The organism is Aggregatilinea sp. (genome assembly GCF_036822615.1).
Classification (GTDB): Bacteria; Chloroflexota; Anaerolineae; order Aggregatilineales; family Aggregatilineaceae; genus Aggregatilinea.
The window spans coordinates 31066-43787 of sequence record NZ_DAISHJ010000032.1 but is presented as its reverse complement, the minus strand read 5'-3'; the positions used below and the strand labels follow the sequence as shown (position 1 = coordinate 43787).

Below are 12722 nucleotides of genomic sequence, written 5' to 3'. Positions count from 1 at the left end.
TCTCCCTGGGCGGACTCCCTTCACTCTTCTTCCTTGCTTTCTATCATACAAGGGGCCGGGGGTGAGGTCGGCTCGCAAACCGCCCGATCTCCTGGGGTGTATTGCGATACGCCCCACCGGAACGGCATAGTCCCCGTAGGGGCAATTGCCCCTACGAAAGCTGCGTCCTACTCCACTGCCGTCAGCGTATAGCTGTAGCCCGCAGGCTCGGTCGTGACCGGGGCCAGCCCGGCGATCACGATCACCGTCTGGCCGTCCGGCGCGAGGGGAATGTCCCATTCGCCCTGCGTGCCGTCTTCCGGTCCCAGCAGCCGCGTGACCGGCGTATCGCTGCCCGGCGCAACTACTTCCACCAGGAACGTCTGCGGCAGGCGGTTGTTCATCAGAATCCAGCCCTCGCTGGTCCAGCCGCCGTCACCGTTCTCGAAGTCCTCGCTGTAGTTCAATTCCGGCACGCTCACATCGTCGATGATCAGGCCCGGCTGCGTCACGGCGTCGTCGGTGATGTACTCGAACCGCACCAGGATCTGCTGCCCGGCGTAGGGCGTCAGGTCCAGGGATTCCTGCACCCAATCCCCGCTCTGGCCGGTGTAGCCGGGGCCGTAGCTGTTGCCGTGCGGATCGTCGCGCGTAGTCAGCGACGTGTCGAGCGGCGTCCAGGTCGCGCCGTCGTCGGTGGACACCATCACGTAGCCGAAGTCCCAGCCTTCTTCGATCCAGTACCACGTCCAGTAATTCAGCGTGGCGCTGTCCACATTCGTCAGGTCGAAGGCGCGCGTCAGACGGCTGTCGCTCTCGTCGGCGCGGTTGGACCACCACATCATCTCGCCGCTGTGCGCTTCCGCCGGGACCAGCGACGCGACCTCGCTGCCGTCGAACGCGAAGTGAACCGTGTCTGCGCCGGTATCAGGCAGCGCGAGGTAATCCGGGCCCCACTGCGGCGCGGACGCTTCGAACCACACATCGCTGAGCGCCAATGTCTCGGTGATGCTGGCTTTGGGCAGATCCATCATTTCGCTGAAGGTATAGGCATAACGCCCGTCGCCCACGCTGCGATCCTGGATCAGATTCGTCGCCAGCCAATCCCCGAACAGATCGACCAGCGTCACCGGCTCGCCCGTGGTCGGATCGGTCGCGCCGATGGCGGCCAGCGTCTCGTCCACGCTTTCCAGCCCGTTCTTCGCGTCGCTGACCAGGGTAGTGGTCGCTTCTTCGCCGTAGCGCTCGTAGAAATAGGCCAAAAATGCGAATGCGCCGCCGTAATGCAGGCCGCGGTCGTCATCTTCCGGCCACGTATTGAGCTGCATGTTCGGCGACTCCAGGAAGTCCGGCGTGAAATCGCTCGCGCCGTAACCCGCGATCATCGCCGCCAGCTCCGACAGGCCCTCGTTTAGCCACGTATCTTCGTTGGCGTCCACGTTCCAGTGCACCATGTGCTGGAACTCGTGCGCGAGCACGCCCTCGTAGTACGGCGTGCCGATGGCCCAATCCATCGCGTCGAGATTGACGAAAAACATCTCGTGCTCGTTGGACCCCGCGACCGCTTCGGTCGGGTATTCGCTCTCGCTGCCATAATATGCCGCGACCCAGTTGCCCAGGTTGCGCGCGTGCAGAATATACAGGTGCGGATCGCCGTCGATGCCGGGGAACCACTCGGAGCCGAACACCTCGTTCACCTTCGGGCGGATCGTCTCCTCGAACGTGTCCGCCGAACGCTTCACGGCGGCCATATCCGGCTCGTAGCCTTCCTCGAAGAACATGTAAATGTGCTCGGTGGCGTACACCAGCCGCGCGTCGATTTGGAACTGGTAATCCGCGTCCAGGTTATCGGCCCAGAACGGCAGCACGTCCCCGACCTTGAGTTCCGGCGCGGAGGTGGGCGGTTCGGGAATATCCGTCACGCCGAGCAGCCGCTCGGCCAGATCTACCCGGTCGCGCGGGGGGATCACGGTTTCTTCGAGCTGGCGCAGCGTGTTCTCGTCGCCGTCCGCATGCGCGAATGGTACGGACAGCGGCAGCACGAGCGCCGCCAGCAGCAGCGGTGTCAGGAAGCGGAAAAAGCGGTGGGGTCTGGTCATCGTCAACCTCGTTGGGCGTCTAGATCGAACCTACTTGTGCCAGATTATACGCGTGACTATACCGGTTTCTCTCAAAAACGCTGCATTTATTAACCGGGCGTTCATGCTGGCTGTCCGTTTCGCCCGAAAACGGCGCTGCTCCGGGGCGGAACGAACCAATTCTCCGCTCAAGGGACGGCAGGCGATTGCACTTTCCGTACAAGGACGTCAGCCCTCAAATACGGTATGATCCGCCGCGCGAGTTCAAACAGGAAATCACGCAAAGGAAGTCCCTCATGCAAACCGTCTTGCGCTGTATCGACTGCGGCAAAAGTTACCCTTCCGATCAAGCGTTCGTGACCTGTCCGGCGTGCGGCGGCCTGCTCGACGTAGAGCACGACCTGGACGCGCTGCGCGGGGCCGTCTCGCACGAGCTGTTCGACCAGCGGCTCGGAAGCTGGGACCGCCTCGACCGCTCCGGCGTGTGGCGCTACCGCGAGCTGGTGCTGCCAGATCTGCCCGCCGAGACTTACGTCACGCGCGGCGAGGGCAACACCACGCTGTACGACGCGACGCCGCGCCTGGGCGACTACGCAGGTGTGCGCAAGCTTCAGTTGAAGCACGAGGGCGAAAACCCGACCGGCAGCTTCAAGGATCGCGGCATGTCCGGCGGCGTGACGCAGGCACGGCGCGTCGGCGCGCGCAGTGTGATCTGCGCCTCGACCGGCAACACGTCCGCGTCGATGGCGTCCTACGCATCGATCAGCGGGCTTCAGGCGCTGGTGCTGTTCCCCGAAGGCTACGTGTCGCTGGGCAAAATCGCGCAGAGCGTGGCCTATGGCGCGACCAACGTGCAGGTGCACGGCGACTTTGACGATACGCTGGCGATCGTGCGCGCCGCCGCCGAGTCGCTGCCCGTCTACCTGCTGAACTCGATCAACCCGTTCCGGCTGGAAGGGCAGAAGACGATCATCATCGAGATGCTGCACCAGCGCGGCTGGCGCGTGCCGGACTGGATCGTCGTGCCGGGCGGCAACCTGGGCAATTCGTCGGCGTTCGGCAAAGCGCTGATGGAGATGAAGACGCTCGGCCTGATCGACCGCATGCCGCGCCTTGCTATCGTGCAGGCCGAGGGCGCGAACCCGCTCTACCGCAGCTTTGTGGACGGCAGCGCCACCCTGACGCCCGTCAAAGCGCAGACCATCGCCACTGCGATCCGCATCGGCAACCCGGCCAGCTTCGCCAAGGCGTGGCGCACGCTGGAATGGACCGACGGCGTGGTAACCGAGGTCAGCGATCAGGCGATCATGGACGCGAAGGCGCAGGTAGACGCGGCGGGCATCGGCTGCGAACCGGCCTCGGCGGCCTCCGTGGCGGGCGTGCGGCGGCTGGTGGACGAGGGCGTGATCGCGCCCGGCGATGAAGTCGTCGGCGTGCTGACCGGGCACGTGCTCAAAGACCCGGACGCGGTGCTGAAGTATCACAGCGGCACGCTCGATGGCCTCACCTCGACCTTCGCCAACACGATGCACACCATCCCTGCGTCGCTGGACGCGCTGAAGGCGCTGATCCCGGCGTAAGGGCAAAGGCGGGCGCTTTCTTTCGGGGAAAGAAAGCGCGGCACAGAAAGCCAGAGAACCGACAAGATACGGAAACGCTGCGTAGGGGCGTATTGCAATACGCCCCTACAAAATCATCGAGAATTTCGCTTGTTTCCCCTCTCCAATCGCATTGGAGAAGGGCCGGGGGTGAGGTCCGTTTTCCGCACGCCGGCCAATCCCGACGTGGTATAATTCCCCTATCGTCCATCACAACGAGGGGCAGTCCCATGCCATACCTCATCGACGAAGCCGAAGCCCTGCTGCACGAACGCGGCTTTAAAGTGACGCCCCAGCGCACCCTACTGCTCCAGGTGCTCGCGGGCCAGCCCGTGTACCTCGATGCCGAGGAAATCTACGATCTCGCACACGACCAGGACAGCAGCGTCAGTCTGGCGACCGTCTACCGCACGCTGAGCCTGTTCGCGGAAGTCGGGCTGGTCGATCACCGCTACATCGAGCCGGAACACCGCCGCGAAGTCTTCCGCATGACCGAAGGCGAAGAACAGCACTACCTCACCTGTGTGCGCTGCGGCAAGCGCGTCTTGATCCGCGCCGATCTGCTCAACCGCATGGCGCGCCAGCTCGTCCAGCGGCGCGGCGTGAGCGTGATCAGCGCGTGCGCGTGCTTCACCGGCTACTGCCCGGAATGCACCGAGGAACTCAAGCGTCTGGGCGAGTTGTAGTTATCCGCCCTCGCGCGCGATCTGCACGAACGAGCGCACCCCGACCACAATCGACACGCCGGGCAGCCACACCAGCCCGATCCCCGTCAGCACGCCGAATAGAATGTCGCTCTGCGCCGAGGAGTCGCCGCTGCCCGGCAAGCTGAATCCGGCCCAGCCCGCCAGCAAAAACGGGACGACGAGCAGCAGCCACGCGGGGATATTCGGCGCGCGCGGCGTGAGCGTCGCCAGCCACGAGGACGGACGGCGAACCGGCAGCGTCACGTACAGGATCATGCCCATGAACGTGACCAGGATGCCGATCACCCCGATCCCCTGCCGCTCGATCTCCCCTTCCGACACGCCGATCACCATGGCGATCACCAGCACCGCCGCCACGATCAGCCATTCGAGCAGCGTCAGCCGCCACCCGCGCGGCGAGATCGGCGCGGCAGGCCGGACCAGCAGCGCGATCGCCGCCACCAGCACCAGCCCGATCCCGGTGACGGCCAGCGCCGTGCCCACGCTCACCGCCGGGACCGGCTCGTCGGAGACGACCGGTAGCCAGCGCACCCAGATCCCCCACAACAGCCCGGCCACCAGCGCCGATCCGGCGTGCAGCGGCCCCGTCGGTCGACCGCTCAGCAGCAGGTGAAACGCGGCCAGCGCCCCCAGGAACGCCAGAGGCTGCGCCGCGAGTGGCCGCACCAGCAGGCTGATCGGCAGGTCGCGCGTGGTGATGTGGCTGATGAGCGTCGCGTTCGCCAGCCCGTAGAGGCCCGCGATCAGCAGCAGGCTGAACAGGTCGTTGGCGTGTACGCGTTCGATCAGGTCGAAGGCGGCGGCGGCCAGCGCCACGTAGACCAGCGCGATGCCCGCCCATTCCAGAACCGAAAAATGGGTTGGCGTCTGCCAGACGATCAACTCGGAAAACACCAGCAGCAGCGCGGCGAAGATCAACCGGGCGCGCCAACCGGGAAGCCGCAGACGGAGAGCCTGTGCCATAGGTGCTCCTCAAATCGGACGAAGGATGCCAACAAAAAAGGCGTGCCGTTGCACGCCCCTACTATACTCTGTTCCGCGCCTTGATGCTGGCTAGGGTGTCTCCACCGGAATGCTGATGACGGCGGTCAGCGTCGTGTCCGTGATGGTCAGCGCATCGACGCTGTACGTGCCCACGCCCAGCGACACGCCGATCTGCGTGGATACCGCGTCCGACACGCTGTCCACGAGCAGTCCCTCGACCTGATCCAGCAGGGCGGGCGGAACCGGTGCACCGTTCACGGACGCCGCGACCAGATCGACCTGGATGCGCCCATCCACGGCGCTGAGCATCACCGTAAAGCGCAGATTTCCGGCGATGCCGTCCGAGAGCGTGTAACCGTTGAGATCCGCGATCATGCCACCGGGGATCAGATCGACATTCACCTCACTCGCCACACTGCTGTCAGCCTGAAGCGCCGCGTCGAGCAGCGCGTTGATCCCCGTTTCGCTGTAGGTGATGGCGGCGATCAGCGTATTCCCGCTGACGGATACATCCACGCTGCCCATCGACAGCCACATTTCCAGCGTCGCTTCGAGCGCGGCCAGATCCTCGGCGCTGAGATCGTCCGGCAGCGCCGCCAACACCGCGTCCAGGGTCGCGGCGGCCTGGGTCGGATTCACATTCATCTGCGTCGCGTAGGCTTCGAGGGTCGCCGCTGCCGCGTCCGAGTTGGCGCTCAGCGTGGGAATCTGAGTCAAGACGGCCTGGGCGGTCGCCTGCGCGTTGGCCGCGTTCCCCTGGTAGGCGCTGGCCTGCGTCGCGGCAGCATAGGCGGTCGCTTCGAGCTGCGCCGTGTTGAGGGTCGGGCGCTGGTTCGACATCGCGGGCGTTGGGAATCCACCCGGTACGCGCGTGCGCTGCGGCAGGAAGCTGTCGTCCGGCGCGGCGCTCGACGTCGCCGCGAATCCCGTGATGGCCAGCCCGGCCAGGACGAGCACAAGCAGCAGTGAGATAAATCGCATCGTGTCCCCCTCTTGTTTCTCGTATGAACGATCGAACCGGAAGACAACTCTGTTTTACACCGGTCACCTTCGCGGAACAACCGGCGCGCCAGCAAGCGCGCGTTGTGTAGTTAGCATAGGCGCGAGATGTAACCGATCCTTGAAATCTGAGGCCGGGAACGTAAAATTCTCGTGAACTTGTTGCCTCGCCTGGAGGAGTCCATTGGCTCACGCGTGCCAGATCCGCCGTATGACCGAAGATGATATTCCGCGTTTGGTGGAAATCCGCCCCGGGTTCGTCAGCGACACCGTGCTGGACGTCGAAACGTCGGGCAGCGGGATCGAAGCAGGCTGGCGGCTGGTGGAGCGTAAGCTGCTCGTGCCGTTCGACAAGGGGCACGACTACGACTTCGACGCGACCGAACGCGCCAACGTCCGCGAGCGGCTCTTGCGCGGGGATGGCCTGCATCTCGTCGCGGAGCGGGGCCGTCGCCTGATGGGCATTCTGGATATGCTGCCGCAGGAGTGGAACAGCACCGCGTTCATCTGGAACCTGATGCTCGATCAGGAAGTGCGTGGGAAGGGGCTGGGCCGCGATTTATTCGAGCGCGGCGCGAACTGGGCGCGGCGCATGGGCTACCGGGCGCTGGTGCTCGAAACGCAGACGAACAACGTGCCCGCGTGCCGGTTCTACGCGCGCATGGGCTGCCGCCTGGACGGGGTCCGCAGCACGTATTACACCAACACCGACGTCGAGCGCGGCGAAGTGGCGATCTTCTGGACGTATCCGCTGGAGTGAGCGCGGCGAACAGCGCTCAACCGACAGTGGTCGAGCTTCAGCCAAAGCGGAAAATGTGCGCGCTCCGTGGGGAAACCCGCCGGAGCGCGCTTTTGCGTCAATGGCTAACGGTTAACCGCTGCTTCTCATCCTTCGACCATCAGTTGCAGCAGCATGTACGCAATATCTTCCGTCGCGCTGGCCGCGCCCATCTGCTCCACGATCGGCGCGAGGGCGGCCAGATCGGTCACCCGCTCCGCGTAAGGTTCTTTGCGCAGGAACGTCATCAGCCGCCGCCAGAGCGAATAGGAACCGGTCGTCGTCAGCAGGTGCGACCACTGCTGCGCGAGCCGCCCCAACAGCAGCGCACGCTCGCGCGGGGACGTCACTTCCAGGCATGCGTTCAGCGCGAGTTCCAGCGCGTCCCGCTGGCGGTCCTGCGTATCGGCGTAGGTGTCGATGTACGGGGCCAGACTGGCGAGCGCGCTCGCCCGGTCGTACTCGTCGGACACATCCAGCGCCGCCGCCAGCGCTTCTTCCAGAATCTGCTGCCGCGCCGGGAAGGACGTATGCGCCACCAGTTCTTGCAGCGCATTCGCCCGCTGCGACTGGTCGGGCACGGCGCGCGCGGCGGTCAGGGCGTCGTCGTGCAGCCCACCCGGATCGCGCGGGAGCAGCGCCGTCAAGACGTGCATACGCTCATAGGGCGTATCGACGCTGCGCGCCACGGCAGTCGCCAGCGGCAGAAGCTCGTCGGGCAGCACGGGCGCCATCGTCGCCAACAGCGTGGCCTTGTCCGCGGCGGCGGTAATGTTCCGCGCCGTGTCGAGCACTTCCTGCGCCACGTTCAGCGACGGCTCGGCGGGCAGGCGAGACAGCAGCGCCCCCAGCACCGGCACGCGTTGGAGCGGATCGAGCAGGGTATACGCGTCGGCCAGCGCATCGGCCAGCAGATCGTCGGGCAGATGCGGCACGAGTACGATCAGCGCGCGGCGGCGTTCGTCCTCGTCTCGCAGGGAGCGCGCGGCGATCATGGCCTCTTGCAGCGCGCGCCGCTGTAGATCGTCGGGCAGATGCGGCGCGAGATCGGTCAGCGCGACCACGCGGTCGTACCAGCGTTCGATCGCCAGCGCCGCCGCCAGCGCTTCGGCCAACACCTGCGCCCGCGCCGCCGCAGACAGATAGGGCGCGATGGCGAGCAGCGCGGCAGCGCGTGCGTCCGAAGAACCCAGTTCGTGCGCGACGGCGATCGTCGCAATGTTCAGCTCGGCGGGCAGATGCGGCGCGAGGCGGCTGAGCGTCACTTCCCGGTCGGCATCATCCGCGATGCTCTTGACCGCTTCCAGCGCCTCGGACAGCAGTTCCGGCGACAGGTACGGCGCGAGCGCCGCAAACGCCTGGGCGCGGGCGTCCTCGCGGTCGATCGAAAAAATAACTGTGATCGCCTGCTGTAAGCCGTCGGGAAAATCTTGCAGCAGTCCGACGGCGTCGATCGACGGGGCCAGCGCGATCAGCGACCGGGCGCGCGCATCGTCCCCGGAAATCTGCTCGATGGCGCGCAGCGCGCCCGCCAATGCCTGACGCTGAAGCCCGCCCGGCAGGAACGGGATCATGCGGCCCAGCAGCAGCGCGCACGCCTCCGGCGACTCGATCTGGTAGGCCATGTTCAGCAGCCGCGCCTGCGAATCCGGCGGCAGATGCGGCGGCAGATCGCTCAGCGCCGTGGCCCGCGCCAGCTCGTTCGAAATGTCGTTGGACGCTGTATCGAACGCCAGCGCGACCGCCTCGCGCTGAAGCTCGGCGGGCAGTTTTTCGATCAGCGCGGCCAGCGCCCGCACCCGCGAGGCCGGATCGCCGATCGCACGCGCGCCATCCAGCGCCCGCTGCTGAAGCCCGGCCATCGTTTGATCCTGCGTGGCGGCCAGATACGGAGCCAGCGTCAGCAGCGCGTCTACCCGGTCAACGGGCGCGATCGGCGGCACGCTGCGCGCAATGGCATCTTCCACCAGCGCCAGCAGATCGGGCGTATAGGCCGAGGAATGCACGTAAGGCGCCAGCCGCGCGATCACCTGAATGCGCAGCGCCGGATCGTCGAGCCGCAGCACGCGCTCCCAGATCAACCGGATCGCGCCGGGCGGCAGGTAGGCGGCCACGTTCGCCAGGGCCAGCAGCATCGTCGCCACGTCTTCGGGCGGCAGCGCCCGGTGTTCCGCTCCCAACGCCAGCAAATGCCGGATCTGGCGCGACACCGCGCCCGGCCCGGCCAGCACCGCCGCATCCAGCAAGCGGTTCAGGTCTTCGTCCAGCGCCACCAGGATCGTGCTGGGCGCGGAATACGTCGCGCGGCCCAACTGTTGAAGCACCAGATGCAGATCGGGGGATCTGCGCAGTGCGCCCGCAATCGCGCCGAACAGCGCGCGCGCTTCGTCGGGCGTGCCCGCGCGGGCACCATCGGGTAGCACACCGCGCCACGCGTCCGTCACGATCGCGTAGTCCGGCCCGTCGCCCGGCCTGAACAGCTTCAGCAGTTCGCCCACCACGCGCGGCGTCGCCAGGACCTGCCCCGTCATCAGCTCGTTCACCAGCGCCGTACGTTCGGGCGTGGCGTATCCGTCAAGCGCTTCTTCCAGCGCCCGCCAGTACGCGGACCGGATCGTATCGGGGTGGAAAAACTGCTCAAAAAGTGTTTCGGGGAACAGCTTGTCCAGGGCGCTCACAAACGCTTCGGCGGCGTTAGCAAGCTGCTGAGTGGTGTAAATCCCCTCGGAAAGTGACATATTTACGCGCTCATTCGACCCTCGTTGTAAAGAGTATATCCTGTGGCCCCACCAGAATTCGATACGACAAGAGTCCTAATAGTGCAAAACTAATCAAATATTAGCGTATTCACCCGTGCGGCAGCACGTTGCAGCGGCAGCGCGGAATCAAAAAATCCCCCTCTCCAACACGCTGAAGAGGGGGACGGCAAAAATCATGGAAATTCCAGCCGCCCTACTGCGCCACGGTCGGCACGTCGGACAGGCTGCCCTGCACGATGCGATACCACGGCGCGGACGACCAGCCTACCACGTCCCCGTGGCGGATCTTCAGCCACTGGCGGTTGGCGCTGATGCCCAGCACCTCGACGCGCGTGCCCCACTGGGCGCGGCTGATGGTCGTGTACGTCAGGCCGGGGCCGCTGCGGATGCGCATGTTGCCGAACGCCTGCGCGATGATGCCCTGCGTCGGGACGGGCGCATACACCGGGACCGACCCGTCCAGGTACGGCAGATCGTTGAACGCGCCTTGAGTCAGGCGGATCAGCGGCGCGTAGGACCAGCCCACCACGCCGTTATACGCGATCAGGTACCACGAGTGCCCCGCGTCCTTCCCGTACACCTGAATCGTGGTGTTCCACGGGATCAGGCCCACCGTCGGCGCGCGGCGCAGCGGATCGCTGCGGATGTACAGATTCGCCAGCGTCAGGCCCTGCACGTCGGTTTGCGGGAGCTCGATCGCCGGGATGGGCGAGGGCGTCGCCGTGGGCGAAATGCCCGCCGACTCGTACGGGATGGTCGGCACGACGTTGAGATCGCCCGTAATGGTCAGGTATTGGGCCATCACCCAACCCAGGGTCCCGTTCACGTTGATGTACAACCACGTGGAATCGGGCGTTTTGCCCTGGATGCCATACGTGAAGCCGCTGCTGAGCTTTTGCAGGATCTGCGCCGACAGGGACGGCGAGGCGCGGAAGTTCAGAATGGCGACGTTCACCGTGCCGCTCGTGCCGGTTGGCACGACAGTCGAAGTGGGCCCGCCGGGGACCGCTGTGGACGTTGCCGCGCCCGGCGCCTTCGTCGCGGTGGCGCCCGATCCGCTGCCGTCCGGGTTGAGCACCGGGCTTTGCGCGTTGGGCGGCGACCACGTCAGGAACAGGCTGGCGTCCGACGACAGCTCCTGGTACTCGAAGCGGAACGTGTACGAGCCGTTCGACAGCGGGAAGTCCGCCGTAAACATCTGGTCGCGCTTATAGCCCCAGAAGTCGAACAGCAGGTAGTCCGCCCCGGCGTTGTTATTGATGTAAAACCGGAATGCGTCGTCCGCGCGGGCGTAGAATTTGTACGTCCCGGCGGGCATATCGGCGGGGATATTGATCGTGCGGGTAAACCGGGCCGAGAAGTTATCGACCTGGACCGCCGCATTCGGGCTGCCCTGTCCCCAGCTCAGGTTCAGGCCGCTGGCCGGGTAGTACCCCGCGTACGCCGCCGTGCCGGACATATCCAGGTTGTTGAAGAACTCGGCGTACCACGCGTTCGTGGACGGCACGTAGACCGCGCCGGGCGTCGGCGTCAGGGTCGGCGGGATCGTCGTGTTGGTCGGCGGAACGGGCGTATTGGTCGGCGGCAGCGGCCCCGAAGGATAGGTCAATTGGATCGTCGCGTTACCGGCAGTGTCCTTCATCTGCACGACGATCGTATGGCTGCCCGCGGTGAGCGGCACGTTTTTCGATACGCTGCTCAGCGCATCGCTCGCCCAGTCCGACGTGCTGATGTAGGTAATGCCGTCGATGATGAGCTGCGGGCGCTCGTCGCCAGCCAGGGTGAACTGGTAAACGCCCGCCGTCGCAAACGTATCCGACCCGGTAAAGCGGATCGAGAAACCGTCCGTGTTAACACTGGATGCCGCCCCGATGGTCGGAGCCACCCCGTCAGCCCAGGTGTAATCGATCACCCCGGCCACCGCCGGATCTTCGCTAGCGGCCCCAGTCCAGTCCGGCGTGCTGTAGATCTGAACGTACCACGTTGCCGGGGCGGCATGGCTGGTGCGCGCGCCATACCCGAGCCCGCCAACCACCATCACGGCCAGTGCACAAATCAAAAGCCAACGCGATAATGCACGATTCATGATGACTCCGCCCCTCTTTTTCAGGTACTCATATTGCACCGTGCGACTTACGCCGCCGGACAGAAGCGCCAACATCAATAAAACCGGGCGATCCTATTTGAGATGGACTTATCTTAGCACGAATTTATGGAGTACGCCTGACGCCCGGCTGATGACTACCAGCCGGGCATAGAGGTGACAACAGGGGTGTGCACGCAGTAAAACAGTGACAGGCGGGGGTGCCTTACCGGCCCGGTTCGCGCGTGTCCAAGACCTTCACCCTCGCTCCGCCCCTCTGGCAAGGGACGGAGGAGCATCTTTCGCCGCGCGAACGCATAGAGGGCGCCTGAAATGAACCGGGTGACGTCAGATCACGCGGTTAATTTCCTGGCACGACGTCCAGGAATTTCCCGACCATGCTCAGCAGATCCACGGTGCTGATCGGCTTGGGCAGATAGTCGTCGCATCCCGCCGCCAGGAACCGCTCGCGGTCGCCGCGCATGGCGTTTGCCGTCAGCGCGACGATGGGAATGCCCGACGTCTCGGCATAGGTTTTGATCCGACGCGTGGCTTCAACGCCGTCGATACCCGGCAGGCTGATATCCATCAGAATCAGGTCGGGGCGCTCGCGGGATGCCATCTCGACGCCGGTCAGACCGTCGTCCGCCTCAAGCACCTCGTAGCCTCGTGACGCCAGAATCTTGCGTACCAGGCGCTTGTTCTGAAAATTGTCTTCGACATACAAGATCCGTTTTGAAGCCATGCTTTGCTCCCC

General features: G+C 65.2%; 9 protein-coding genes. 3 read left to right on the top strand and 6 right to left on the bottom strand.

Features of this window, described 5'->3' with window-relative positions; all coding sequences use genetic code 11:
* Nucleotides 1-167 precede the first annotated feature (167 nt).
* A complete protein-coding gene (locus V7116_RS11820) occupies nucleotides 168-2078 on the bottom strand; it encodes a choice-of-anchor J domain-containing protein (protein ID WP_324392133.1) in 1911 nt (636 codons plus the stop codon).
* A gap of 275 nt (nucleotides 2079-2353) precedes the next feature.
* Between V7116_RS11820 and thrC the strand changes: the two genes are divergently transcribed.
* Nucleotides 2354-3637 (top strand): threonine synthase, encoded by a 1284-nt coding sequence (gene thrC / locus V7116_RS11815; RefSeq protein WP_324392132.1) that lies wholly within the window; start codon nucleotides 2354-2356, stop codon nucleotides 3635-3637.
* Nucleotides 3638-3885: 248 nt separating this feature from the next.
* On the top strand, nucleotides 3886-4341 hold the full coding sequence (locus V7116_RS11810) for a Fur family transcriptional regulator (RefSeq protein ID WP_162909596.1): 456 nt from the start codon (nucleotides 3886-3888) through the stop codon (nucleotides 4339-4341).
* On the opposite strand, the gene V7116_RS11805 is transcribed toward V7116_RS11810, so the two are convergent.
* Nucleotides 4342-5325, bottom strand: a complete 984-nt coding sequence (locus tag V7116_RS11805; protein ID WP_324392131.1) for a hypothetical protein — start codon at nucleotides 5323-5325, stop codon at nucleotides 4342-4344. It lies immediately after the preceding gene.
* Nucleotides 5326-5415: 90 nt separating this feature from the next.
* A complete protein-coding gene (locus tag V7116_RS11800; protein WP_324392130.1) occupies nucleotides 5416-6327 on the bottom strand; it encodes a hypothetical protein in 912 nt (303 codons plus the stop codon).
* A 229-nt stretch (nucleotides 6328-6556) separates the two neighbouring features.
* On the opposite strand from V7116_RS11800, the gene V7116_RS11795 reads away from it, so the two are divergent.
* Nucleotides 6557-7105 (top strand): GNAT family N-acetyltransferase, encoded by a 549-nt coding sequence (locus V7116_RS11795; RefSeq protein ID WP_324392129.1) that lies wholly within the window; start codon nucleotides 6557-6559, stop codon nucleotides 7103-7105.
* Between the two features lie 125 nt (nucleotides 7106-7230).
* On the opposite strand, the gene V7116_RS11790 is transcribed toward V7116_RS11795, so the two are convergent.
* The 3 genes from V7116_RS11790 to V7116_RS11780 all read right to left on the bottom strand — a co-directional run bounded on the left by V7116_RS11790 (nucleotide 7231) and on the right by V7116_RS11780 (nucleotide 12710).
* Entirely contained in the window at nucleotides 7231-9861 is a 2631-nt protein-coding gene (locus tag V7116_RS11790) for a hypothetical protein (protein ID WP_324392128.1), read from the bottom strand.
* Between the two features lie 214 nt (nucleotides 9862-10075).
* Nucleotides 10076-11968 (bottom strand): SH3 domain-containing protein, encoded by a 1893-nt coding sequence (locus tag V7116_RS11785; protein ID WP_324392127.1) that lies wholly within the window; start codon nucleotides 11966-11968, stop codon nucleotides 10076-10078.
* 358 nt (nucleotides 11969-12326) lie between these two features.
* Nucleotides 12327-12710: a response regulator gene (locus V7116_RS11780; RefSeq protein WP_324392126.1), complete on the bottom strand. Its 384-nt coding sequence runs from the start codon at nucleotides 12708-12710 to the stop codon at nucleotides 12327-12329.
* Nucleotides 12711-12722 lie beyond the last annotated feature (12 nt).

Coding starts and splice junctions, on each gene's coding strand:
- V7116_RS11820 (WP_324392133.1), bottom strand. CDS start 2,078: ATGACCAGACCCCACCGCTTTTTCCGCTTCCTGACACCGCTGCTGCTG.
- V7116_RS11785 (WP_324392127.1), bottom strand. CDS start 11,968: ATGAATCGTGCATTATCGCGTTGGCTTTTGATTTGTGCACTGGCCGTG.
- V7116_RS11810 (WP_162909596.1), top strand. CDS start 3,886: ATGCCATACCTCATCGACGAAGCCGAAGCCCTGCTGCACGAACGCGGC.
- V7116_RS11780 (WP_324392126.1), bottom strand. CDS start 12,710: ATGGCTTCAAAACGGATCTTGTATGTCGAAGACAATTTTCAGAACAAG.
- thrC (WP_324392132.1), top strand. CDS start 2,354: ATGCAAACCGTCTTGCGCTGTATCGACTGCGGCAAAAGTTACCCTTCC.
- V7116_RS11790 (WP_324392128.1), bottom strand. CDS start 9,861: ATGTCACTTTCCGAGGGGATTTACACCACTCAGCAGCTTGCTAACGCC.
- V7116_RS11805 (WP_324392131.1), bottom strand. CDS start 5,325: ATGGCACAGGCTCTCCGTCTGCGGCTTCCCGGTTGGCGCGCCCGGTTG.
- V7116_RS11795 (WP_324392129.1), top strand. CDS start 6,557: ATGACCGAAGATGATATTCCGCGTTTGGTGGAAATCCGCCCCGGGTTC.
- V7116_RS11800 (WP_324392130.1), bottom strand. CDS start 6,327: ATGCGATTTATCTCACTGCTGCTTGTGCTCGTCCTGGCCGGGCTGGCC.